The 24,495-nt window shown below is 43.5% G+C and carries 19 protein-coding genes and 1 pseudogene; 2 read left to right on the top strand and 18 right to left on the bottom strand.

Annotated elements, in window-relative coordinates; genetic code table 11:
* Nucleotides 1-127 precede the first annotated feature (127 nt).
* The gene (locus tag QWZ07_RS14870; protein ID WP_192853874.1) at nt 128-1,288 is read right to left on the bottom strand and encodes an HD-GYP domain-containing protein; all 1,161 of its coding nucleotides are present in this window, start codon (nt 1,286-1,288) and stop codon (nt 128-130) included.
* A gap of 423 nt (nt 1,289-1,711) precedes the next feature.
* Between QWZ07_RS14870 and QWZ07_RS14865 the strand changes: the two genes are divergently transcribed.
* Nucleotides 1,712-2,125, top strand: a complete 414-nt coding sequence (locus tag QWZ07_RS14865; protein WP_192853873.1) for a VF530 family protein — start codon at nt 1,712-1,714, stop codon at nt 2,123-2,125.
* 168 nt (nt 2,126-2,293) lie between these two features.
* Here QWZ07_RS14865 and QWZ07_RS14860 read toward each other — a convergent pair whose 3' ends face one another.
* The 7 genes from QWZ07_RS14860 to QWZ07_RS14830 form a co-directional block, all read right to left on the bottom strand.
* Complete coding sequence (locus QWZ07_RS14860; protein WP_009846584.1) at nt 2,294-2,485, bottom strand: hypothetical protein; 192 nt, start codon at nt 2,483-2,485, stop codon at nt 2,294-2,296.
* 267 nt (nt 2,486-2,752) lie between these two features.
* A complete protein-coding gene (locus QWZ07_RS14855) occupies nt 2,753-3,511 on the bottom strand; it encodes a sulfite exporter TauE/SafE family protein (protein WP_192853872.1) in 759 nt (252 codons plus the stop codon).
* Between the two features lie 195 nt (nt 3,512-3,706).
* Nucleotides 3,707-5,227 carry a tripartite tricarboxylate transporter permease gene (locus tag QWZ07_RS14850; protein WP_192853870.1) on the bottom strand — a complete coding sequence of 507 codons (1,521 nt, stop codon included), beginning with the start codon at nt 5,225-5,227 and terminating at the stop codon, nt 3,707-3,709.
* Between the two features lie 10 nt (nt 5,228-5,237).
* Nucleotides 5,238-5,738, bottom strand: a complete 501-nt coding sequence (locus QWZ07_RS14845) for a tripartite tricarboxylate transporter TctB family protein (RefSeq protein ID WP_065111250.1) — start codon at nt 5,736-5,738, stop codon at nt 5,238-5,240.
* Between the two features lie 245 nt (nt 5,739-5,983).
* The gene (locus QWZ07_RS14840) at nt 5,984-6,955 is read right to left on the bottom strand and encodes a tripartite tricarboxylate transporter substrate binding protein (RefSeq protein WP_009846588.1); all 972 of its coding nucleotides are present in this window, start codon (nt 6,953-6,955) and stop codon (nt 5,984-5,986) included.
* Between the two features lie 290 nt (nt 6,956-7,245).
* On the bottom strand, nt 7,246-10,920 hold the full coding sequence (locus QWZ07_RS14835; protein WP_192853869.1) for a response regulator: 3,675 nt from the start codon (nt 10,918-10,920) through the stop codon (nt 7,246-7,248).
* Between the two features lie 32 nt (nt 10,921-10,952).
* The gene (locus QWZ07_RS14830; protein WP_192853868.1) at nt 10,953-11,996 is read right to left on the bottom strand and encodes a response regulator; all 1,044 of its coding nucleotides are present in this window, start codon (nt 11,994-11,996) and stop codon (nt 10,953-10,955) included.
* Between the two features lie 321 nt (nt 11,997-12,317).
* Here QWZ07_RS14830 and QWZ07_RS14825 point away from each other — a divergent pair, with 321 nt between their 5' ends.
* The gene (locus QWZ07_RS14825) at nt 12,318-13,547 is read left to right on the top strand and encodes a hypothetical protein (RefSeq protein WP_192853866.1); all 1,230 of its coding nucleotides are present in this window, start codon (nt 12,318-12,320) and stop codon (nt 13,545-13,547) included.
* 81 nt (nt 13,548-13,628) lie between these two features.
* Here QWZ07_RS14825 and QWZ07_RS14820 read toward each other — a convergent pair whose 3' ends face one another.
* The 10 genes and pseudogenes from QWZ07_RS14820 to tnpA all read right to left on the bottom strand — a co-directional run bounded on the left by QWZ07_RS14820 (nt 13,629) and on the right by tnpA (nt 24,456).
* Nucleotides 13,629-14,360, bottom strand: a complete 732-nt coding sequence (locus QWZ07_RS14820; RefSeq protein WP_261891364.1) for a protein kinase domain-containing protein — start codon at nt 14,358-14,360, stop codon at nt 13,629-13,631.
* 103 nt (nt 14,361-14,463) lie between these two features.
* Nucleotides 14,464-17,856 (bottom strand): type VI secretion system membrane subunit TssM, encoded by a 3,393-nt coding sequence (tssM, locus tag QWZ07_RS14815; protein WP_192853865.1) that lies wholly within the window; start codon nt 17,854-17,856, stop codon nt 14,464-14,466.
* 2 nt (nt 17,857-17,858) lie between these two features.
* Entirely contained in the window at nt 17,859-19,061 is a 1,203-nt protein-coding gene (gene icmH / locus QWZ07_RS14810) for a type IVB secretion system protein IcmH/DotU (protein WP_192853860.1), read from the bottom strand.
* Nucleotides 19,061-20,392: a type VI secretion system baseplate subunit TssK gene (tssK, locus tag QWZ07_RS14805; RefSeq protein ID WP_029223513.1), complete on the bottom strand. Its 1,332-nt coding sequence runs from the start codon at nt 20,390-20,392 to the stop codon at nt 19,061-19,063. Before tssK ends, icmH begins: the two co-directional genes overlap by 1 nt.
* 41 nt (nt 20,393-20,433) lie before the next feature.
* Nucleotides 20,434-20,922, bottom strand: coding sequence for a type VI secretion system lipoprotein TssJ (gene tssJ / locus QWZ07_RS14800; protein ID WP_065104009.1), 489 nt, complete (start codon nt 20,920-20,922; stop codon nt 20,434-20,436).
* Entirely contained in the window at nt 20,919-21,869 is a 951-nt protein-coding gene (locus QWZ07_RS14795) for an FHA domain-containing protein (RefSeq protein WP_192853859.1), read from the bottom strand. Before QWZ07_RS14795 ends, tssJ begins: the two co-directional genes overlap by 4 nt.
* Before the next feature lie 3 nt (nt 21,870-21,872).
* Nucleotides 21,873-22,601, bottom strand: coding sequence for a type 2 periplasmic-binding domain-containing protein (locus tag QWZ07_RS14790; RefSeq protein WP_065104007.1), 729 nt, complete (start codon nt 22,599-22,601; stop codon nt 21,873-21,875).
* Nucleotides 22,588-23,586: an ABC transporter substrate-binding protein gene (locus QWZ07_RS14785; protein ID WP_192853858.1), complete on the bottom strand. Its 999-nt coding sequence runs from the start codon at nt 23,584-23,586 to the stop codon at nt 22,588-22,590. Before QWZ07_RS14785 ends, QWZ07_RS14790 begins: the two co-directional genes overlap by 14 nt.
* Nucleotides 23,583-23,960 (bottom strand): annotated as a pseudogene (locus QWZ07_RS14780) (MFS transporter); the annotation flags it as partial. The gene QWZ07_RS14785 and the pseudogene QWZ07_RS14780, both read right to left, overlap by 4 nt.
* Nucleotides 23,961-24,018: 58 nt before the next feature.
* Nucleotides 24,019-24,456, bottom strand: a complete 438-nt coding sequence (tnpA, locus tag QWZ07_RS14775) for an IS200/IS605 family transposase (protein ID WP_192854767.1) — start codon at nt 24,454-24,456, stop codon at nt 24,019-24,021.
* Between the last annotated feature and the right edge of the window lie 39 nt (nt 24,457-24,495).

The raw sequence follows: 24,495 nt of genomic DNA, 5'->3' as shown, positions 1-24,495 counted from the left end.
AAAGAACACGTTCGTTCTTTCAGCTGAAAACTAGAAAACAAAAGGATGCCAATTGGCATCCTTTTTTGTTGGTTCGCGTTTTCTTTGGTCTACACAACCAAGGCGTTACAGTTCAAGGCATCACAGTTCAAGCTGTCATGACGTGCGGTTGAACATCGTCATTGTATTGTTCCCTAATTGCTATAAAGCCATCTAGGTTCTGTTTAAGAGCCACAACACACTCAGGGTCGAACATCGAACCCGAGTGAGCCTCAATGTAATCCATGACTTCATCGAGTGTCCACGCGTGCTTATAGGCTCTTTTGCTCATCAGCGCATCGAATACATCGGCTAATGTCACGATGCGTGCTTCGAGCGGTATCGCTGTGTTACTCAAAGCATCGGGCAACCCTGTGCCATCAAACCTTTCATGATGATGACGTACGATATTTTTAATGAATTGGATTTCCTCAGAACACATAGCGCTATGGCATGATAGGGCAACCACATTGTTAATCATCTCTTCACCGTACAAGGTGTGGTTGTCCATGACGGCTCGTTCTTCTTCATTAAAGCGTGCGCTACTGAATAGCACTTTATCTGGAATTCGATATTTACCTATGTCGTGAAAGGGCGCATACAGCCGAATTCGGTGAATGAATTGGTGCGTTATTTCTTCCTTGCTGTGCGACAGAGTACGAGCAATGTGTTCACTGTATTTACCCATGCGAATGAGGTGTTCTTTAGTCTCTGGGTCTCTCGCATGACCCATGTTTAAAGCAATCGCTAAAGAGGATTGAAAGTGACGTTGGCGCTCAAACCATTGAACGAAAAGGCTAGAGATCACTTGAGTGAGATAAGCGATATCACACTGGATAGTTTGGTTAGCAAAGAACCCCGCTGATGAAGCATTGATAAACACAAACCCAAGATTACTTTCTTGGTGATGAATAGGTGTTGTGTAACTGCTTTGATGACCGATATCGAGCAGGTGAGATATTTGTTTGGTTGGGCTAATGGTGGTGAGGTCGTGGATGATTCGAGTATCTAAAGACTCTGCCATTCTAGATAAAGCTGATTCTGGCTTAAGTTCTTGCTCGATGTAGCGATGCTCGGCTTCTTGGCACAGAGTATCCGAAACAAAATAATTCGATGCTCTATTTTCATTGCATAGCACGACCGAAAGCCGAGACAGAATGGGGTAATGTTCGCGAGCTAGCCGAAAGAGATCATCAACGATAACGATAATATCTTTATCTTGGGCGGCTACTCTGCTGATTTGGGAGTAGTCAAACATGGTCAAAGCCAACCTTTATTTATAGTTATATCATTGTTTAATATCATTATTAGTAGGTTTCTATACCACTTCTAACATAGCACCTCGCTGTTAATTAGCAACACTGCGTTCTAATAAGTTTAAATTCCATTGGTAAAGTAGGGATATTTCATTCTTCTATCATGGTTTTTGTTAACTTGAGCGAGTTTGGTGGATCTTTAAAAGAGACCCTTTTTAGGAGGGGCGGCTGTATTACACGCAACATCAGGATGGTAAGTGACCATTTTAAAATTAAATTGAAAGATAAATAGGATAACGAGCATGCTTTATGCCATCATAAAGGCATAGATAAGGGCAATGGATGATATGCCCAAATGATTGAGCTAGAAGCGGTCAGTGATGACGGTGTTCTAGAGTAAATTCAAGGCCTTTAGTTGCCTTGGAAAAGGTAATGTTATGACTGAAGAAGAAAGAATCGAACTGCAACAAAACAACCCACTGCATGGCTTAAAACTAGATACCATGATCAACGAATTAGTGGAGCATTACGGTTGGGAAATTTTGGATGCAGCAATGCGCATGAACTGTTTTAACACTAAGCCGACAGTAGCAAGTGCCGTTAAATACTTGAAGAAAACAGAGTGGGCTCGTGAGAAAGTAGAGAATTTCTACCTTTACCGTTTCAAGCGCATGCCTAAAGCTTCAGATATCGAATACCAGATGCCTCCGCGTTCACGTACATTCCGTCACGGGTTAGAGCCTCGTGAGCCAATGGAATTAACGGTTGAATCGATTCTAGCATCACAAGCTAAAGCGGCGTCTGCATTTAAAGAGCGTCGTGGCGGCAACGGTCGTAATTTCCGTCGCTAGCAAAAGGGCGTCGTTAATCGAAAGGCGTCGTTAAGTAAGGCTTTCGCTAATAAAAAGGCGTCGCTAGAAAAGCCGTCGAAATAGCCTAATCAGCTAAAGCGATAAGCATAAAATACAAAAGGAGCCTAAGTGCTCCTTTTTTAATGCGTGTCGCTTTAGTCGTTCGCCTTAAGCTTCGCGGTTCTTTCTTTGATTCTTCCAAAGGTCAACGCCATAGACAATGGCGCTGATCAGTAAGAAGAGCGCTGACACAGAAAACAGAGCGGGCATTTTCAGAATCCACGCGAATGTGGCAGCAAGAAAAGCGACAAAGCAAATGAGTCGACTTGATGACATGACATGACCGAGTTTAATGTTCATAACGCCTCCTAATGAAGTCTCACTTTCGACAGGAGAATTATCCCACCTTTGGCAAAATAAAGGCTAAAAAACAGTCTAAATTGTTATCAAATTTGCTAATTAAAGGGCTCGTCTCACACATTTTGGCTTGGTTATTTTATGGTTCATAAAATAACCAGTCGTGGGCTTTGTCACTTCTTAATGCTTAACGATTTACGTTGTGGTTTGCTAACGAAAACCGTGATTGCTGCACGAAGTAGTTCGAGTAAAAGCTAGTTGGTATAGAACCTAGTTAGCATAGAAGAAGTAAGCGGTGATCAAAAAGCTTGCGATGATCACTGTGGTGCGAACATATTGTTGTGGGATACGACGAGAAACTTTTGCTGAATAGTAACCACCGACCAATGTCCCAAACAAAACGGCCATGCCTGACGGCCAATCAATCGAACCATTCACAACAAAGAATACGATTGCCGCGAGTGATGCGCATGCTGATACCAACAATTTGATGCCATTCATCACGTTGATATTGGTATACCCTGCCAGTGCCAAGTAGCTCAATGTCACAATACCTAAGCCTGCATTAAAATAACCACCATAAACACACACGATCAAAAGCAATACAGCTGAAAAGAACGCGCCTGCGCTGGTGGCGTGCTTATGTCTAGCGGTTACTTTCTTTAGCCATTTGTTGAGAGTGCCACCAAAGGTAAAAAGCAGAGCGGCGAACAGTAATAACCAAGGTACGGATTGGGTAAATAGCGCTTCCGGCGTATGTAGTAGTAAAAATGCACCAATGCCGCCGCCAATTACGCATAGCCCAACAACGAGCTTGAGTTGTTTGGTACCAGATTGAATTTCGTGGCGCAGTGCGTAAGCACCACTGATGTAACCAGCGCATGAAGCAAAGGTATTGGTCGCGTTGGCCGCAATCGGAGGGACGCCAGCGAATAACAAAGCGGGGAAGGTGATGAAGCTGCCTCCGCCAGCAATGGAATTCAACACGCCACCGATCACGCCTGACAAGAATAGAATCAACCAATCCATAGTTTTAGAATCCAATGCGTTAAATGATGAATCACCTTACTTGATTTTGTTATTAATATCAGGGCAATGTGCAGTGAAGAGGTGGGTTTGTGAGTTTGCTACCATCTTGGAGCTGTGTTTATTGTCAAAGGGCTGATACGAAAAAAGGAGCCTGAGGCTCCCTTATTTCGTTTTGTTTTCTAGGCTAAGCCAAGTTTACACTTCAACAGGCTTTGCTCTAAAGCTCTTGAACAGCTTAACCAGAATCGGACTAGATAGAACCAATACCGCTAAAATAGTGAAGGTCATGGTGATAGGGCGTTCCCAAAGGAAGCTGAGTTCACCATCACTGATCATCAGTGCGCGTCTCAAGTTCTCTTCCATTAAACCACCTAATATGAAGCCAAGCAGTAACGGTGCGAGCGGGAAGTTGGCCAGCCTTAACGCTATCGCCGCCATTGCCACAATTAGCATCACAAACACATCCATCGTGTTGAAAGACACCAAGTACACACCTGTGATTGAGAAGAAGATAATCATTGGCAGTAGTACCGTTCTTGGTACCGCTAGCAGTTTAGATATGTAAGGGATCAACGGTAGGTTTAAGATAACCAGCACGATGTTGCCAAAGTACATCGAGATAATTACCGACCAGAATACATCTGGGTGCTCAACGAACAAGCGAGGCCCCGGCTGAATACCGTAGGCAATTAATGCACCGAGCATGATTGCTGTAGTACCAGAGCCCGGAATACCGAGTGTTAACAGCGGTACAAATGAACCGCTTGAAGCTGCATTGTTTGCTGATTCAGGAGCCACAAGACCACGAATACTGCCTTTACCAAACTCTTTCTGCTTGTCTTTTGGCGCTAGGCTGCGTTCCATGCCGTAGCTTAAGAAAGCTGCGATAGTCGCGCCAGCACCCGGAAGTACGCCAGTGAAGAAGCCAAGAATTGAAGAACGAATCGAAACGGGCGCGACTTCTTTGAACTCTTCTTTAGTTACTTTCATGCTGCCAATATCGGCCATCTTTTGGCTTTCTTCGCCGCTGGTGTCTTTCTCAGGTTTCAAAATACCCATTAAAGTCTCACCTAAAGCGAATGTTGCCATAGCAAGAAGTAGGAAACTAAAGCCATCCATTAGGTCTGTTAGGCCAAACGTGAAACGCTCAACACCAACACCTTTATCGATACCAACAGTAGATAGCATCAAACCAAGAATGGTCATCATCCATGCCTTTATTACCTGACCTGGACCTGCAAACGCCGCTACAGCCGATAGACCTAACAACATCAATGCGAAGTAGTCTGACGACTGGAAGCTCAATGAGACGCTTGCTAAAGCCGGTGCTGCAATTAAAAGCATGATTGCTGACAGCGTACCGCCAGTGAAAGAAGAGTAGGCTGCTAGTGCCAACGCTTTACCAGCTTGGCCTTTTTGTGCCATTGGGTAGCCGTCGAACGTGGTTACTACTGTTGAAGAACAACCTGGAGCATTGATTAAGATTGATGACGTTGAGCCACCAAATACTGCGCCGTAGTACACACCTGCCATTAAGATTAAGCCAGAAGAAGGATCTAGGCCGTATGTAATCGGGATCATCAACGCGATTGCTGAAATTGGACCTAGCCCCGGAAGCATACCGATGAAGGTACCCACGAAGCAGCCCACAATTACCATCATGATGTTCATTGGCATCACAGCGGTAGAAAGTCCTTGTAAAATTCCGTCTAACATAATGTTATCCCTACCAAAGAGTGAAGATTAAGCCAGGCTCTAGGTAGATATCTAAGCCTTGAGTTAATAATAAAAAGAACGCGATAACGAAAGGAAATGACGCGCCAAATAAAACAGATTTACGGCGCTCACCTAATAGGTAAAAGCCAGCAAGCAAGAAGAAGCTGGTTGCTAAAACAAAGCCAAGATAAGTCAGTCCAACACCGTACAAAGCCATTAACACTAAAAAGCCAATAAGCAGCTTCCAGTTCAGCGGCGTGGTGTCGCATGAAACCTTCTGGTCCGGTTGTCCTGTAACTAGTAGGATCAACGACAGGCCGATGCCGATAAACGTTAATAGGGTAGGTAAAGTTCTTGCAGTGAAGGGTTCGTACTCGTCACCGGGAAACAAAGGAATTAGCGTGGTTTGGTAGCCATAGCACAAGCACGCCAGCATAAAGATCATGGCTCCGATGCGATCTTTCGATAGCAAAGATTCCTTACTCAAAAATTTGGTTGGTAAGTCCGACATATCCAACTCCATTTGGGATGGTATAGAAAATAAAAAAGCCGTACATGAGCGAGTCAATGAAATGTCTGGGATCACTAACCAAAGGTAAGCGAATTACGGTACTGGTTTATCAGCCACTTGCGTTTACAACGAATCGGCAAGCGTTAGTAATACGTCTACGAATAAACAAAGGAGTTTGAAGTTAACTCATGTACGGCGAAACAAGGAAAGAGTAAGAGGGCACATAGACCCTCTATGGTTGCTGGTTATTTCAAGAAACCAAGCTCACGCATTAGGTCGCCCATCTGTTTTTCTTGGTCTTCTAGGAAGGCGTAAAAATCTTTGTCAGCTTTGTAGTTGTCAATCCAACCGTTACGGTCACGAACCACTTGCCATTCATCAGTCTTGTACATTTTGCCAAGCGCTACATTCCACTCGTCGATTTTTGCTTGGCTAGTGCCTGGTGCAGCGAAGAAGCCACGCCAGTTAGCAAATACTGTTTCGTTGCCGTACTCAGTTAGTGTTGGGATGTTTGGTGCCGCATCAAGACGTTTTGGTGCCGTTACTGCCAATACTTTTACTTGGCCTGATTTAGACATTTCTAGCACTTCACCAAGGCCTGTCGAAAGCAGTTGTGTTTCACCAGAAAGCAGTGCCGCCATCGCTTTACCGCCAGCATCGTAGGCAATGTAACGTACTTTCTTCGCATCAAAACCTTCGCCTTTGAACGCTGCCGCTACAACAAGGTGGTCCATGCTGCCACGAGCCGAGCCGCCTGCGATTTTCACTTTACGTGGGTTGCTTTCAAATTCTTTTACTACGTCTTCCCAAGTGTTGTACTTCGAATCAGCAGACGCAACGATTGCGCCATAGTCGGCAATAGTTGCTGCTACCGGAGTCAGGTCACGGAAAGATTGAGGGAAGATACCGGTCAGCGAGCGCACAACGATAGGTGTTGAGTTCACCATCAGCGTGTCTTCTTGACGTTGAGCCGTCTCGATTAAGTGTGCAATGGCTTTACCGCCGCCACCACCAGACAAGTTTTGAAAAGAGACATTTTCTACGATGTCGGATTTCACTAATACATCACCCGTACCACGAGCCGTCATATCCCAACCGCCACCAGCGCCGCCAGGGATTAGGAAGTGGATTTTCTCTACGTCAGCAGCAAAAGTGTTAAAAGAAAAGGTTGCTGCGATGATAGAAGCCGCAAGAGTAGGTTTCAGTGCCTTGAACATGGTTCACGTTCCTTATGTAGGGGATCTCTTCAATGGAGAGAAACTTATGTTTTATATCCAGCTACTAAATACACGAATCGGGTGTTTAGTAGATGAGGTTAAAGTTAACGATGTGTTAACGAATTGTCTTTAATGCGGCGATATTGAGGATAAAGAACATTGGGTGAATAAAGTGCATAAAGTTCACAGAGAGGTGAGGATGTCCTAACTGTTGGAGACAGATGAAAAAAGAGAGCCACTTGGGCTCTCTTTAACAGTTTGTAACTTATGACATATTTAGTGTTTCTCGATCATGATGAACTAGCCAGCGTTGAGCCTTTTAGCAGCTCAGTTGCGCTATCGAAATCGAACTCCTCGAGTGCGCTTTCCAACCTTTTAAATTCCGAAGGTGTTAGCCCAACCACAGCACAGTCCTCAATGTTAAGAACAATGTTAAGAGCTTCGGTGTCATCATTGGATACCGCTTCTAATAATTGGCCGTATAGTTCAGTACTTGGCTGATTAGGCGATGTCTCCGGTTTTGCTTGCTGGCCACGTGTATTCTCGGTGGCGACTGTTGTGTGGCAGATCGAGTTAGCGATCTCTTGGCTGAGTTCAATCGTGGTTTTGATGACTTTTTCTTTTAGGTCGTCATCGGTGATTTCGGACTCTAGGTTTTCACATAGACTATGCAAGTCGCTAGCTCCGAGGTTACCGGCCACACCTTTGAGAGTGTGCAAGTAACGTTGTTGAGCACTACTTGATAGTTCGACAGTTAAGGTGCTCTTATCAGAGTAGGCTTCAACAAATCGTTTCAATAGCTTCGTATATAAGGTGTGATTATTGCTCGCTCTCATTAATCCCATGTTGGTATCAAGACCGTTAATGATTGGTAATGCCTCAGGCACTTTTTCTGCGTTGTTGCTCTCTTGTGGAGCGTTAGGGGATTCTTGCAATGCAACATTAAATTGCACAGGGTTAGAAGGCGACACCCAATTGGCTAAGGTCGCGAACATCGAGCCGACATCAATCGGTTTCGCGATAATGTCAGTCATCCCGCAGTTGAGTGCTTTTTCTTTATCCCGCTCCATCACGTTTGCTGTCATCGCAATGATTGGGGTTTGTGTGTCTTTTATCTTGTTACGAATATGCTGGGTTGCTTCGTAACCGTCCATCACTGGCATTTGGCAATCCATCAAAATACCATCGAAAGGCACGTCGTCAGTTATGGCTTGTTGATAAAGGTCTATCGCCTGCTGACCATTCTCTGCAATGGTCACTTTAATTTGTTGCCCTTCTAAAAGCTCTGTTGCGAGCTCTTGGTTTATCTCATTGTCTTCAACCAGCAATATGTTAGCTCCAGCCAGTTGTTGCACGTTAGCGAGTTGATTCTGTTGTTCCAATTCGCTGCGAGATACGCGGTCTGAGTCGAGTCCATAGAGGGAAACGATAGAATCATAGAGATGAGAGGAGGTAATGGGTTTGTCGAGAATGCTTGGAATCTCAAAGCCGCGTTGTTGAATAGCTTCTGCAAGTTCTTCTCGATCGTAAGCGGTCAACATCATCATCTTAGGCATCATGCTTAACGGTTGGCCAACGTTTAGTGCTTCAAGTAAGTCGACACCATCTCGCTTAGGCATCTTCCAATCCGATATCACTAAATCGAATGGTTGGCTTTGAGCGTCGGCAGTGTGTAACTCAGCAAGCGCTTCATCAACGGATGAACTCAGCGTTGGAGTTAGTTTGAGCGACTCTAGAATATCGCCCATGATCAAACGAGCACTGGAGTTATCGTCGACGACCAAGACTTTCAAATTGTTAATTGAAGTAGGTACGACAACTCGATGCTGCTGAATTGAGTGACTAACGCGAGTGGCAATCGTAAACGAAAAGGTTGAGCCCTTACCAAGTTCTGTTGAGACGTGAATGTCTCCACCCATCAATTGGCTGAGCTCTTTGCTGATCGCTAAGCCTAAGCCTGTACCGCCATATTTTCGAGTGGTAGAGCTATCCGCTTGAGTGAACTTATTGAACAGTTTAGCGGCTTGCTCTTGTGTCATACCAATTCCGCTGTCTGAAACAGCAAAGTTCAATTTGATATCATCGCCTTGCCTTTCCGCGACAGAGATAGAGATCTTCACTTCACCTTGTTCCGTGAATTTGACGGCATTGTTACTTAGGTTAATCAATATTTGCCCAAGCCTTAAAGGGTCGCCAATAAGATTGGTCGGCACATCTCTATCGACTTGGATAAGTAGTTCTAGACCTCGTTCTGACGCGCGCAGCCCGACTAAGTTAGTTATGTTGTCGAGCACATTCTCTAGATGGAAATCGACTTTCTCTATGTCGAGTTTTCCTGCTTCAATTTTCGAGAAATCGAGAATGTCATTGATTAGCCCTAGCAGGGTATCGGAAGAGAGCTTCACTTTGTGAATGTAGTTACGCTGTGCCTTGGTTAAATCTGTTTTCAATGCTAAGTAACTCATACCAATGATGGCGTTCATTGGCGTACGAATTTCATGGCTCATATTAGCTAAAAAATCGGATTTTGCATGATTCGCGGCATCGGCTTCATCACGTGCAGCAGCTAGGCTGTGCGCGAAGGTTTCTAACGCAGAATGCGCTTTGTTAGCGAGCAAGCCCATCAACAAAATAATCACAAAGAAAATCATTCCACCGATGGCTAAATGGAACGTCACGCTAGAGGAGTCTTTTACATTGACGCTTTCTGAAAGGTGACGTTGAGAGACGAAATCTCGAAATTCTAAGAAGCTCTCATCCATCGCCTTGAGTAACTGATGACTCAGCCTTTGTGAATTCACTAACTCAGTGAATTGTGCCTCATAAACGCTGATATGGTCGTCAAAGGCAGTAATTTTTACCTCTGGTGCGTACAAGGCAATCAGTCGTTGTGCGTTGCTTGATTTAGATTGCATCTCATTAATTACATGTGACACTTTGTCGGCGATGAGCTTCTGTTCCTTTGAATTTGCGAGCAGAAAATCTCGGTTGAATCGATTTGAACGGCTTAGTAGCGTGCGAATTGCCAATAGGTCTTGCCCTATGAGCAATTGGGAAGAGAGTTCTGCTTGAGATTGAGAAACGAGATGATTCAATTCCGCGACTTGATTCTGTTTAGTTTGATAGAGCAAACCAACCGAGCGAGAAAACTCAGAACCACTCAGGGTGACCTGATTGATAAACGAGGATCTTAGTTTTTTCGACGAGATGGGTACACCCTGAAGTTGAACCAAGTTGGTGTAATAGCGATTTTTTGCCTTATCTACAACCTCTAAGAGTTGTTGTCCTTTGTCATCCAAAATCTGTTCTTGCAACTCTGAAATGAGCCGTGAAGCCTTTTGCATCTCAAGTTTGACTAACGAGTGAGTCTTTAGGTCGCCGTCGAGTAAATACTCTTTTTCAAGATTTTGTATGTTAACGGCTAGAGTGGCAAGTTGACTGGTTTTTAGTGCAACGTTGGTCAGTTCTTCGCTGTTTAGTCGTAGACCGCGAGTTTTCTGATTGTTTTGATTGATCGCTTGATTGTGTAGATCCCTCATCTCTCGCAATAACTCTGTCGCGGCATTGGAGCGCTCGTCCATAAGCGTTCGAGTTGATTGGTTCAACTCAACAATGTCGACATATTGCTTGAATTGAACCAAATATTCCGTGAGCAAGTTGATAGGAAGGGACGTTACATATTGGTCGGAATAATCTTTGGCTAGACCCACAGTCTGTTCTGCTTCTTGATCAAAGCTAGAGATGACTGGTTCGCTGTAGTCGTTACTGAAAGACAACTCATAAACACGGAGCTTATCGAGTGAGGTCAATAAGCGAGTACTGGAAGCGTATTGTTCAACGCCGATGAAGCGATCGTTGAGATTGATCCAAGCGCCTACCGCGACAGAAAACACCACGATGGCTGCTACGAGAAAAGAGACTAAGATTATTTTCGAATCGTTAGCAAATCTTGAAACAGTATTCATAAAATACCTGTATTGATAAAGTACCAGCGAACTTAGCGTTCTGGTTCATCAGAAAAAGAGTCTTTGATCGCTAACATCTCGTCGAGCTTAATTATGAAGATAGGCACTAAGTTAGGATCAAAATGATGGCCAGCTTGTTCTTGAATCAGCTCAATGGCTTTTTGAATAGGCCAAGCTTCTTTGTATGGGCGTTCGCTGGTCAGTGCGTCGAATACGTCGGCAATCGCTACAATTCGCGCGCTGAGAGGGATATCTTCACCGGATAGCTTGTGAGGGTAGCCACTACCATCCCATTTTTCATGATGATAGAGCGCAATTTCTTGCGCAAGCTTGAGTAATTTAGAGTCATTGTCACCAATAATGTCACCACCAATGGTGACGTGTGTTTGCATGATTTCCCATTCATCAGGATCCAGTTTTCCTGGTTTACCTAATATGGAATCGGGGATACCGATTTTCCCTATGTCATGCATTGGTGCGGCTTGGAAAAGAAGTTCTACCCAATCGTCATTAACGTCCAAGTGTTGAGCAAGAATTTTCGAGTAGTAACTCATTCTTACAACGTGCATTCCCGTTTCATTGTCTTTGTATTCCGCTGCACGACCGAGCTTGCGGATTATCTCCAATCGACTCATTGCCAGAGCTTCCGTTCTCTGCCTTACTTTGCGAGAAAGTGCCAAGTTTTGGTCATACAGAGAAATATGGGTAGCAACCCGCGCTTTGACAATCGGTGGGCTAACAGGCTTGGTGATGTAATCCACGGCGCCCAATTCAAAACCACGTTGCTCATCGACTACATCTGTCTTGGCGGTAACAAAGATTACTGGAATGTCAGAGGTGACAGGGTCGCTTTTAAGTCGGCGGCAGACTTCATAGCCATCCATAATCGGCATCATGATGTCGAGAAGAATTAGATGAGGTTTTGGTGAGGAGGAAGCTATCTTTAATGCTTTTTCGCCAGATGTCGCCGCTTTGATCTTAAAATCGTCGTTGAGGATCCCTGAGAGTGTATGGATGTTGTCTGGGATATCATCAACAACCAGAATAATGGGTTTATCTGTCGTAATTTGATTCATTTTTCGTCCCTAAAAAATTTAATCAGATTGCTATGTTCTATGCTTTTAAAGCGTAGTGGAATTTGGTGGAAATGCATGATTTCTGGAGGGTTAATTATTGGTTTTGGAATCTAAAAGGAAATAATGGAGTCCCTTTCTATGAATAGATATTTTATATGTTAACCTTTATTTAACAAAGAATAACGACATGGATTGTGTAGTAGTGCGATCAAGGTTGAATAGTTCAGGATCGAGTTTGCTAAGACTGAATCATTCAGAGGTACTTAGTCGTTCAAGTAACTTTTCAAATCTAAAGTGGACTTGTTACAGGGAGAACGTACGATGCCGAATACAGGGCTGACCATCATTCAGAAAGACATGCTATCGCTGTTTGCGAATGCAGATTTGGTGGGTGTGACTAAAGTTGATAAGGTTAAAATTGCTGTTGCCGCTGCAACAGAAGTTGACAGCTTAACCGGCACCATTACTGAGGCTGTGACAGGGAGTGGAACAAGCCTTGCGGGTTTGATTGAAAACATAACCGAGCAGATAAAAGAAAAATTCTTGGACTATGCGAAGAGTATTACTAGCATAGCGATGGATGATATTAAGGCTCAGATTCTCGCTATGATCCCTAGTTTGGTTAAACGAATATTTGCCGACCTAGCCCCTGCGATTGATGATATCAAAGAAGCGGCAACACGAATTTACTCGGCGCTGGGTAAAGCGGTTAATAATCATAAAACTCGTCACCTTAGTTCAATGACAACGACGCGTGTTGGTGCTGATGTGATTGATAAAATTCGTGGTGAGATTCGCGCTGTTGCGATCGAAGACTCAATGATTGCACTGGCTCATGGTGGTGTAATCGCGATTAACTTAGCCAGCTCAGGAATTGGTGCTACCGTAACTAGTATTGTTAAAGCCGTTCTTTCTATCTTCAATTTTTTCCGCGGTTTATACGACAAATGGGTCATGGAGCGTAAGTTTCGTAAGTTTAAGCAAGAGTGTGTGATGCTTAATCAGAAGAGAGATGTTATTGGCGCGAATTTTTTCCGAGACTGGTTCAAAATGAAGATGGAAGAGATCCCTGTCATCGCTTCTTACATGGTTTGTATGCCTTGTTATAGTTCGCCATACAATTTTCTCTCAATTACCGATATCACGCCACCACCTCCGAATATGAGGACTCGCTTAACTCGAAGAATTAAGCGTAAGTTTGGCCGTAAGGTGAACACTGACCCATCCGTGATTAAGTTATCTTTCCAGAAATCGACTCTAAGTGCTTATGCCACATTGCAAGAAGAGGCTAAGGCGTTTATTGCCAATAGCGAAATCGCTTTAGAGAGTAATAAACCGGGAGTGAAGCAGGCGTTAAATGCCGCGCGTGGCGAACCGAACTTTATTCCGGGAACCGATGAAAAAGCGTTTACTAAGGCAGTGCGTAAACAGCAGGTCAAAAATCTCTTCAATGGCACCACAATTAAAGAGAGCGTAAAAGAAAGCCTTGCTCCCAAAGCATTGGCGGCCACGGTGGCTGGTGGACTAGAATCGCTCCTAGTACCTGAATAATAAAGCTATCTGAATTATTTAACCACCGAGACCAAACGAAGACGTAATGTGCTTAAATGAATGTAAAAGGCGGATGATCAGTCATCCGCTTTTTTGTTGCCTGCTGGTATGCTCGGTATGCTCGGTATGCTCGGTATGCTCGGTATGCTCGGTATGCTCGGTATGCTCGGTATGCTCGGTATTCCGGTTTTGCTTCAATAGAATTTCATATCGACTTGGCAGGACGGCTGAATCATCTATCCATTCCTCTAACATAACCGCAAGAGCGAACCAATCGTCAAGCTTGCTAGTGACCAAGTGCTGTCTAGAGTATCTAGGCGTGTAACTCTCAAATCGAAGCTGTTCGCGTTTCGTGCCTATCTTAGTAACAGATCCAAAATCAATGAGTTGGGCTTGGCCTTGCGGGCTGAATACGATGTTGGATGGCTTAATATCACCATGAACGAAACCTAACGTGTGGACTTGGTTAATCGTAGCTTCTAAAGTACGAATCCAGTGGGAGGGTAAGCATTCCGCCAAATCTGAATCTGCTTGTATCTCTAGCAGTGTTTTACCATTCATGTAAGAAAGAACTAAACAGTCACTCTTGTGGCTAGAAAAATAATCACAATAGTTCGGCCAGATATCTTTTTTATTCGAGTCGGTATTGAAATTGGTATTTGAATATAGGAACTCCGCCTCTTGTTTTAAGAAATGACGGTGTTTTAGCTCTTGAGCAGATTTTATCGTAACCAGCCCCCAACTAGGATGTTGGGCTTTGAAAACCCGTGAACTTAAACGAGAGAGGTTAGTGTATCCATGAGCCTTGAACACTTGCAGAAGCTTTTTATCGTTCAAGTCCGTTTTTGAGAATATATCATCCTCAGAAGTTTGAGCTCGCCTTGATGGACAAGACGAGCTGTTTGAAAATGCGTTATCAGATACCACTTGGCAGTGAGAATCCAGAGAAGAAACCGGGAACAAATGGGTTTGATTGACCTTGAGTTTTGATGGTCAGCTTCACTTTGCTGTCACCGTAAACAAACTCAACTTGAGTATCTTGAGCGGATGTGAAATTCACGTTTGGCTCAAACAAGCGGAACCAACTCCATGTCCCTTTTACGGTGTTTTGGCCAATTGTAGAATCCTGAGCATTAAGTTGAATGCCTAACTTCTCGATAAACTTCGCATCACCTTGCCATGATTGTTGACTCCATAGTGTTGGGCCATGACGGTAGGTAAAGATAGGCTTATCCGAAATGATCGAAAATTCCGTGATGTTTGGTGTCATATCGACGGCTTTCAGTTGGAAATTGATCAGAATGTTCGATGGATCAGCTAAGAATAGGGCATTCTGTATGTCAGCGGCCTTATCAATCATTGTCCAAACTTCTGGCGTAATGGATAACCCTGTACCTGGTAGCAATCCCGGTAAGTAGGGTGCTTCGTCATTGTCCTTGATGAATCCATTTAGACGAGTTTGAGAGAATTTATCAACGATGCCATTAGTCACGAAGAATGCTTTAACATCCGCAACACTCACGTCCGATTTGGATTTTCGGTTGAACGGATAAAACGAAGCCAATCGTTGTTGGTAAGGTTGATACACTTCTTTTGACCACGCTGTATTCAAGTAATCGTGAGCTAATGACATCACCGTTTCATTGCTTTGATGTACCACCTTATTAATCAGCTCTTCAGCGACCGCTAAATGATTGTTGGACAGGCTTGATAGTGATGCAATCGGATTACCAGCTTGCAACGTCACAGACAGTGTTTCAAAGGCGACCTTTTGTGGCTCTTTGGTCTCGTAAAATTTGTCTCCCCACCTTTTCGCGTTGATGAATGCTGTCAGTAGGTTGTCGATGGGCTTCTTACCTTGGTCATTGGCAGAAACTTGTTTTTTGTATGCTTGGAAACTAAGAGATATCTGGCGAGCGGATTCTTTTTTATCAGGATCTTGAATCGGCATGCTTGCAGGATCTTGTTCCTTGTCATTCTTAGCTGGTATTTCTAGTTCTACATAGGTGTACTTAGCGATCGTCGAGTACAAACTGACTAGTGGATTATTACTGGCTTGCGACAGGCTCGTTAACGTGTTTTTTAGTTGTGTCGGATCGGCCACTTCTTTGACTTCGACATTACGAACTAAATCACGCCAATAGTTAATGTAATCATTCTGATAGGTTTGTTTTAACTCTCTGCTGATTCGATGAAGCTCGAGTGCGCTAGGGTAAGCTCCAGCAACGCCCTCATAAGACTGCAATGCAGATTTAAGAGTCGGGGAATTGACCGATAAATCGAGTTCGTTAAACCCTGTCGGTGTGTAGATATAAGGAACTAAGTAGCCGGCGTAACTTGGCGAGAACTGGAGTACTGAGCCAAAATTATCACCTAACTCACCACGAATATCGACCCGCTTTGCGTAAGCCGTAGAACTTTGGATATGTTCGTACAACAGGGTTTCAATACCTGTCTGGGTAATCACTTTCTTAGCGAGGCTCTCTAAGTCATGATTCGATTTTATAGGCGTCAAGTTACGTGCAAAGATGTCATTTAACAGTACTTCAAGCTGAGCAATGTTGACGCTATCCGCTTCTCCTTGGTCTTGCAGCGTACGAATGTAGTAGTTTTTAAGCTCTTGGATATTGGTTCTGTCTTTGCTGAAAAGTAAACGGTAGTTATTAAGCAGAGACAGCGTTTGTGATTGATCTTCTAAGTTTACATATACAAACAGGTCTTTCTCGATCGTATTTTCCATCGAAGGGATAAGCACTTGTTGTAGCTCTGTGAAATAGGCCTCTTCCACTTCTTCCTTGATGCTAGGGTTCGGCATAAACGGCAAGCTATACCAAGGCTCTGGCTGATTGTAGAGGTTATAGATTCGCTGTAGTGAAAACAGGTTCGGAATGTTATCTGCCATATTCTCGATGTCATAAGGTGAGGCAGATATCGCTTCTTTGTAGCGCTCAAGCATTACATCAGCTCTGGTCTCGCGTTGGTTCTGGAAGTCAAAGTCGAATTTAATTACCAACAACACAGCCGCGAGTAAGCCAACCCAAGAGAGCGTGAATAGTACTTGGTTAACCAACAAAGTGTTCTCTTTGCGCTTGTTTACGCCGACCAACTCGCGTTCAGATAAAATCACGTGTGTCATGAGGTATTGGGCAAACAAGGTCTGATTAACAGGGATTTGCTCATTCTGTTGATAGTGTTCGTGACCTACAGAAAAAGATACTGCACTCGCTAGCAAGTCTGATTGCGGAGAGCTTTGGCCATCATGAGTGAAATAGAAGCCTCTGAACTGCAGTGCGTCACTGAGTTGTTCACCTCGGTACAATCGATTGAGGAACAGCCAAAGATTTTGTTTCAATAGTCCAAACTGGAAAGGCGCACTAGCAATAGAATTTCGATAATCTTGATTCAGCTGGCCAGCCAATGCATTGCTCATGTTAGCGATCAACTCACTGATTAAATGATCGTATTCATCATTATACCAGTTCGCATCGATACCACCGTGAGCAGAGTAAGGGGCTGTGACACCGAATACTTCATCCCTTTTTGATTCGTCAAAAGCAGAGAAGAACTGACAAAAGTCGCTGATGCTACCCATATTGGAGATGACGTTATAAATCGGTAGGCTGACACCGAATGCTTGATTAAATGTCTTGATAGTTGATTTTATCTCATCAGCTTGCTGCGTTATTTTTTCATTGTTTTCCAGCAGCGACGATACATCAGTGGTAAGCAACAGACCATTTGCAGCTTGTCTCGGGCGCCATTCGGTGAGTGATTGAGTGAGGGTCTTTAGATATTCAGGATGTTGGTCTTCGCCCATACTTACCGACACTAAAATAGAATGCTCGCTAACCCAAAACAGAACAGGGAATTCAATGTCATTGCCGAAGTCATCAAGCTTGTAGGCTTCGTAACCCATTTGAGTAATGATGCTTTTGTCTTTGTTTGGGTTTTGACTCAATAGTAAATAAATCGGTTGATCGTAACGGCTGGTTAAGCGAGTTTTGCGTTTTTGCCCGTTGATCATGCGCTTGAAATGGTTTGCTAATTGCTTTTTTCTTTTCTGGATCAGTTCTTTGTCGAAAGACTCTTGTTGCGATTTTGCGCTGCGTTTGATGAGCACCCAATAGCAAATGAAGCCGATAAGCGTAGAGATAATGGCGATAGTGGTCAGTGCCCACACCAAATAAGCATTGAGTGGTGTTAGCAGAATAACGCTAGAGGCGACGGTAAAAAAGGCGACAGAGGCTAGGGCAGAAATGCCTACTGTTTTCTTAACGTTGCCTGACTTGTTTGATTTGGCATCCGGCATAATCAGTTAGACTCTTCCTTGTTTAAGTCATGCGCAGAAGTGCGAACAATAATGGCATTTATTTGGTCGTTTTCTACGTACCAAGCTTTGGTTGTTCTCGCTTCTTCTGAGGTGTTAGCTCTTAATATCACTCGATAGTATTTCTTGTAAGGTGAGATGATTGGCTCATAAGCTGATGGAGAGAGATTTTTGATGAAAGCTTGAGCATTTTTCTTATTTGAGAACGTCGCGAGTTGAACCAACCAACTGGCTGAGCTTGGCGTAAAGTTAGTCGTTTTTGCGGCTTCTACCGCGTCAGCTTTACTCGCGTGACGAGGAGGGTTTTCCAAATCGTTATCTTGGCTGATGAAAACAATGTCTTTGATTTCTCCAGATAGAACGTAGCGTTGGCTAAAGTTCGGCAAAAAGGTGAAATCACGCGATCGCTGTGCGTGGGTTTTGTTGTACCAGAACTCTGTTAAACCAATACTGGTTGCTATCAAACAAAAGAAAAACAAGCTGGTAATGAAGTAACGCTTACGTCTTGTCGGTTTTCTTACGTCAGGTAGCTTTACCTTCGTGCGGCAGTGAACGCCACTGGCGGTACGATATTGGCTGATGGTTTGTTCTAGTTGGTGGACGAATGCTTTTAACTGTTCCGCGCCGCCTTCACGATATTGGCCTTTGAATCCAATATTGATGAACAGGTAGATAATCTCCAGAAGATCGATCAGTTTGTGTGGCTGTCTTGCGGCTTTTTCAGCAACAGAAAAGAACAGTTCACCACCATTACGCATGCCAAACAGTTCGCTAAGCAGTGTTTTGTTTTCCCAGCCGCGTTTTTCTCCCCATTCGGTGTAGATGATGAACTCATCGATGACTACGGCATACAAAAAGCAAAGTTTATCGATAACGGCAATAGGGTAGGTAAGCTCAGTGGCTTGAGCTTTTATATCGTTAATGCCGTGAATAAACTGCTCTCGGAAAACGGTTAAATCTTCCGGTTCAGACAGCGTTGAGATCTTGAGTGTTTTGGTCAGCAAATCACTACTGATGTTGATCAGTTGATTCTCTGCCTTATCAAAGTGACGCAGAAACTCTTCTTGGGTGCTGGTGGAGTGCACCGCAACTAATTTAGATAAAGCTTGGTCAGACTCTGTATTCGCAGAGCCTTTTGATGCTTTATCTATGACCAGTGTTTCTTCGTCTAAATAATCCATGGCCATTATCTCAACGCGTATAGAACGACTTCGAGAGCGGGTATGCGAGCATCGACGTGCAGCGCAATCGCATCACGCGTATCGAGCATATCAAGCCAGTTTCTGTCTTTTGTATCGACCTCAAAATAAGCGACACCTTGCATCGGTTTCAGCTCACTTGGTGCAATAGGCAGTGGCGTTAACGAGATACCAGACAGCGAGCTACGAACGAGTTCCACAATCTTATTGTTACTGCTGAGCTTAGCGGAAATAGGGAACAGCTCATTTAGCTCTGTACTGCTGATGTCGGATTTAACACTCAGAACGAAACGGCGGTTATAAACGCTGCTTGGATCTTTGATTAGCGTGCGAAGTAGGCGACGTTTTTCAAACAGTGAAATATCCCACTTGAACTCAATAACCGAATCTTGCTGAACCAGCGTGAGTAAGTTTCTCAGGCTCGAAAATAGCGGGTTAAAATTGTCGTAGAGCTTGTCATATTTTAAAGGCTGGCACTCATCTGGAATCGCCGGTGTCAACGCCATAACTTGGGCTTCAAACTGTTTCAACTTCGAATACAGTTCGTGCGTTGGGTATTTGGTGTTACTGATGGTTAATTCAAACCACGGCAGCCAAGTGTTGAGCGTTTGAAGCCACAAGAAGTCTTGCATCATAGACTGAGGACTTTTTTGCCCTTGGCCAGCCTCGATGCGTTTAAGAAGGTTTTGAGCTCGGTTACTGACCAGCGCATGAATTTCTTTGACTCGTTCACTAAGGAGAGTTGAAGCACCGTAATGTAAGCAGGCAGGAATAAAGGCTCTATCGAGCATCACTTCATCAGAGTCACTAATTTCTAAAATCTTAGCGACGGGAATTAGGGTAAAACCAGACGTGTCTTCTCCAGCGAATTTGAGGCCGATATTAAGCTGAGCGACATCAACTTCAACACTGGCATTTTCAGAGGTAGAGGTGTCGAAGACATTGATTGAGCGAGTGATGTAACGGCTTTGTTCTTGGCCATCTTCGCTGTAATCATTGTTGCCTTGTAAGGAGATTGGCAGAGCAAGATAAACGATGGTTTCAATGGTGCCTTGAGGTATGTCGACGACGATCTCTTGCTTGAGATTGAACTGGGTTCCATCAGGGAATACACCAGAACAGCTTGGGATAGACAACTTACCGATCTTCAATAGATCGTGGTTAAGTACTAACTCGGTGATGCCGAAGAAAGGGGCAAAACCAGCCAGTGTTTCGATGTTCTGACGAATGTAGTTTTGCACGTAGCGGTCTTGCTGCTGAAAGTGCTGAGGCGCAATAAACATCCCTTCTTGCCAAACTACTTTTTTGAAAGCGTCCACGTAAAATCCTTTTCTATTATTTTTATATATTGGCTTTTTTATTAAAAGATTTGCCACCAGCTGGAGTCAGGCTGTATCACGGCTAACTCTGCTTTCTTCCCTGTAATCGTTAACTCTAAGGTTTGCTCTGGATCAGAAGGCATCATCAAAACAGTCTTAGTTGTGCCGTTCTGGTAATCAGCGAATTCGACCAGTGCTGCAATGTACTGAGTGTTCTTATTGATATCTAACGTCAGTTTTTGTTGTGAACTCGGCAGTACAATGGGTAATACCTGTTTTGAAACTAGGTTGGCCGCCAATAACTGCAAGTCATTGTTGTATAAATCAATAAACGGAAGTTGCTTGAACAGTTGTTGGTCCGTTAATTGGTAAAGCCTAACCACTACTGGATTAGCTTGGTCGTCGTTGTATTGGTTGACTGTCGCATCCGCTTTAACGGTCAACGAGTATTGAGTGACCACAGGAGCCGGATCTGATGAAGAACATGCTGCGATCAGTAAACAAAGGGATAAGAGTATGAGACGTTTCATTCTCTTTCCTCACTTTGCTTCTGCATGTTCTCCATAAACAGCGCTTTGAACTGGCGTCTGAAATCTCCGTTGTCTTGGCGGTGTTGGAAGTGTTTTCTGTAGATCTTCCAATACTTCTTATCTTTGTTGGTAAAAATGCCGTTACTTACGTACTCGCTAAACTGGTTCTCAAGTTGCTTTGGTGCAAACTCATTTAAGAACTGATCGACCGTCTGTTCCAACGCGTCGAATAGTGCTTTTTGTTGCATCTGTGGATTCTGTAAGTACTGCTGATTCTTCTCAGTTAACGTAATGAGTTTGTCGATCGACTCTTCAATACGAGTATTGTTCTCAACATTTACGGGTAAGTATTCTAATTCAGTAGAAGAGAGAGAGTTGCTATCGCCATGAGCGATTTCGTCCACTTCAATGTTGGGAATGACTTTGTCGTCATCTAAGTCTTCAAAAGGATCAGACGAGAAGGGGTCGTCACTCAATACATTCTTTGAAGAGAAGTTTGAGGCTTTCTTAACTGTCGCGACTTGTGGTGCGTCATCTAAAAAGTCTGTGTCGCTGTCATCGAGTTTTAAGTTGAAAGGTTCTATAAAAGTTTCATCCTGTGTGGTGTTATTGGTCGCGCTCATTTTCGGGTCACTCAATAGGCTCACCAGTAGTGTGTAGCCACCCAGTTTGATGATGTCACCATCGGTAATGACGTACTCTTTCTCTTTTGCCAACGACTTGTCGTTTAACGACACTCCATTGTTACTGATGTCTTTAATCACGTAACCGCGGTCTGTTGGGTAAAGCTGGCAGTGAGTTCTTGAGATCCATTTCGTTTGATCGGGTAGCGCAATATCACATGATGGAGAACGACCTAAGCTTCCGCCACTTTCGGGCAGATACGTCACTCTAGAGGATACAACCTCTTCAGCAGGTACAGAAATCATGTGGACACTGATGGACAATGGCTACTCCTTGCACTTGGATATGGCTGAGTTAAAACTGTCTAAGAAACCTGAATAGGTTTTAAGGAATCGATTCGAGAAGTAGACCCCCATATCCTTGGTATCTAAGTTCGTCGAATTGAAGTAATCGAGTGGTAAAGAGGCTTTATCCAGTTCTCTTTTAAAGACCAACTCATCCTCTAAAACAACATCAATTTCCCTTTGTTTTAAAAGTCTTAGTAATACTTTAGCATCTCGTGGCTGCTTAACGACGTTAAATCCATTACGTTTTAGCCAAAACCATTTGTTTGAGCCAAATTTGGCAGAAAAGTTAAGGTTTAATTTTGACAATTCATCAACCTTCGGCTCCACTCCTGGACCAAAATACCAATTTAAAGTTTGTTTCGCGATAGGTGCCGAGAGCGTAGCGTATTCGTCACGTTCTGAGGTTTTGGTTGCAACGAAGAAACCGTGTTGGCTGCCACTATGAACACGCAGCTGCGCGTCAGACCAAGTGGTCATCGTAAGCTGATAAGGTTGTCCCATCATGCCTAAGGCGCATTTAACCTTGTCTAATGCGATTCCTTGCATTGAGGCGTTTTCATAGGTTTGGTACGGCGGCCAATCTTGTGTGGTAAGCATTAGGCGAGATGGCCCAGTTTTTACCTGAGCAGAAGCACTCATCGACCAAAACGTTGAGATGAGTAGGGTGAGTAACGATAATCTGATGGTTGAGGCTCTAGTTAACATCATTAGAGTGTCCTATCACTTCAGAGATTTTCAATATTGACACTGGCGGGTAATAGTCGAGCTTATGAGCGGCTTCGATATTAACAATATAGGAATATTGGCTAAGTGACTCTATAGGAATGTCTGAAGCTTTTTGAGTTCCTTTCAATATGTTCTTCGCTTTGTATCCAGCAAATTGACCAACATTGTAGTAGCGGCTAACAATACCAAATAAGGCCTTATGGTTTCTTATCGGGCTTTCAGTTGCCGAGAATGTGGGGATACCGTTCGAATGTAGCCCTGATACGACTTCCCCTCCTTGGGTGATGATGTATGAATCAGGTGGTAAATAAGCCATATCGACACCATCACGTTTCATATTGTTTATCGTGAGGTTAATTAAGTCGCTGTTTGACTTACTTTTATCAATGTTTAGTGGGTACAACATAACACGCTTGTTATAAATTTCCGATAACTCCATCATTTTATTTGCAGTGATAATCGAATTATTTTCGTCAGCGTTATATATAACCCCAAGGCTTGAAATGCTATTCAGTTTTTCTATCGCTTTAAATTGTATTTCATGGGGTACGATGTGCGATACACCGGTAAAATTTCTATCGTCTGAAGATAAATCAGCAATCAATTTAGAACCCACTGGGTCGGTGACAATACTGAACACAACAGGCGTCGAGTTATTCATTCTAAATTCGCTGGGTTCTGTATAAGTCCCTAGTAAATTCAAGGTGATAGTCGTACCAAAGGAATAAATGAGATCGGCATCTTTATATTCTAGATCTTGAATGTGTTGTTTGAGCTGTGCTTTATCCCTATTTGCATCGAGAATGGTAAACCGCACATCAACATGCTGCGATAAATAATCCATGAAGCCTTGCTCGGCATCGGTTACCCCTCGCCATAATAAAAGAATGACATGTTTTTCATCGCTTTTAGCGAACGAGAGTGGGGTCATTAAAATAAAGCTAAGGACTAACACTATAAATCTCATGATTGAACCCCTAGCTTCTGCTTATCAGACTTCAGAAATATTGAGAAAAAGACAATTAAGCTAAAGGAACTTGCGAGTAGTGACGCGCCAAATATAAGAATGGTTTGGTCGTAACCGAAGATACTCAAACATACCCCAGCTAGCATTGGCCCTGCGATATTACCAATACGCTCTGTAAGCCTGAAGATACCGATGATTTTGCCTTTCTCGATCCCTTGCCCAGAAAGTAGGTCGATGACTAAAGGGATTTGAGGAGAAACGCAGATGCCGTGTGCGATACCAATAATAATCACAATAAGTAGCAACCCTAATGTGCCTTGGAAAAAATAGAAGTTGAGCAAGGCAAGGGACGAAAGTAATCCGCCAAAAAATATCCGCCTTCTTAGAAGGCGGTTTTGCTTTATAACCCCCTAAAAGGGGGCGTCCGCGCTATCAGTTCTTCAATAACTGTAATTGTTGTTCATACTCTATGTCCTGCTTATCTTGGTGTCGTACATATCGCCGAATGACTTCTTCATTCACACCGACCGTATCTACAAAATACCCTCTAGCCCAAAAGTGATTTCCCCATAATTTCTTACGTATATGTGGGAATCTATTGAAAAGTCGAATTGCTGTTCGGCCTTTTAAAACTCCTAACAAACTCGATACTGATAACTTGGGAGGAATAATGACAACAAGATGAACATGATCTGGTTGAACATTTAATTCTAAAACTTCGCAGTCTTTCATATTGCACAAAATATAGATTGAACGATAAAGCTCCTTTCCTACCTTATCTTTCAAAATCTTATATCTGTACTTTGGAGTCCAAACTATATGGTATTTGCAACGCCAATAGACATGTGATGAACTTCTGTAATCGCCCATGTGGTTGTTTCCTCTTACTTGTGGTGAATAAGAGGTTAC

The sequence above is a fragment of the Vibrio lentus genome (genome assembly GCF_030409755.1).
Lineage (GTDB): Bacteria > Pseudomonadota > Gammaproteobacteria > Enterobacterales > Vibrionaceae > Vibrio > Vibrio lentus.
This window is presented reverse-complemented; position numbering and strand designations above follow the sequence as displayed.

Excerpts from the sequence above, each read along its gene's own strand:
- QWZ07_RS14865 (WP_192853873.1), top strand. The coding sequence starts at position 1,712 with ATGACTGAAGAAGAAAGAATCGAACTGCAACAAAACAACCCACTGCAT.
- QWZ07_RS14860 (WP_009846584.1), bottom strand. The coding sequence starts at position 2,485 with ATGAACATTAAACTCGGTCATGTCATGTCATCAAGTCGACTCATTTGC.
- QWZ07_RS14855 (WP_192853872.1), bottom strand. The coding sequence starts at position 3,511 with ATGGATTGGTTGATTCTATTCTTGTCAGGCGTGATCGGTGGCGTGTTG.
- QWZ07_RS14850 (WP_192853870.1), bottom strand. The coding sequence starts at position 5,227 with ATGTTAGACGGAATTTTACAAGGACTTTCTACCGCTGTGATGCCAATG.
- QWZ07_RS14845 (WP_065111250.1), bottom strand. The coding sequence starts at position 5,738 with ATGTCGGACTTACCAACCAAATTTTTGAGTAAGGAATCTTTGCTATCG.
- QWZ07_RS14840 (WP_009846588.1), bottom strand. The coding sequence starts at position 6,955 with ATGTTCAAGGCACTGAAACCTACTCTTGCGGCTTCTATCATCGCAGCA.
- QWZ07_RS14835 (WP_192853869.1), bottom strand. The coding sequence starts at position 10,920 with ATGAATACTGTTTCAAGATTTGCTAACGATTCGAAAATAATCTTAGTC.
- QWZ07_RS14830 (WP_192853868.1), bottom strand. The coding sequence starts at position 11,996 with ATGAATCAAATTACGACAGATAAACCCATTATTCTGGTTGTTGATGAT.
- QWZ07_RS14825 (WP_192853866.1), top strand. The coding sequence starts at position 12,318 with ATGCCGAATACAGGGCTGACCATCATTCAGAAAGACATGCTATCGCTG.
- tssM (WP_192853865.1), bottom strand. The coding sequence starts at position 17,856 with ATGCCGGATGCCAAATCAAACAAGTCAGGCAACGTTAAGAAAACAGTA.
- icmH (WP_192853860.1), bottom strand. The coding sequence starts at position 19,061 with ATGGCCATGGATTATTTAGACGAAGAAACACTGGTCATAGATAAAGCA.
- tssJ (WP_065104009.1), bottom strand. The coding sequence starts at position 20,922 with ATGAAACGTCTCATACTCTTATCCCTTTGTTTACTGATCGCAGCATGT.
- QWZ07_RS14790 (WP_065104007.1), bottom strand. The coding sequence starts at position 22,601 with ATGATGTTAACTAGAGCCTCAACCATCAGATTATCGTTACTCACCCTA.
- QWZ07_RS14785 (WP_192853858.1), bottom strand. The coding sequence starts at position 23,586 with ATGAGATTTATAGTGTTAGTCCTTAGCTTTATTTTAATGACCCCACTC.
- tnpA (WP_192854767.1), bottom strand. The coding sequence starts at position 24,456 with ATGGGCGATTACAGAAGTTCATCACATGTCTATTGGCGTTGCAAATAC.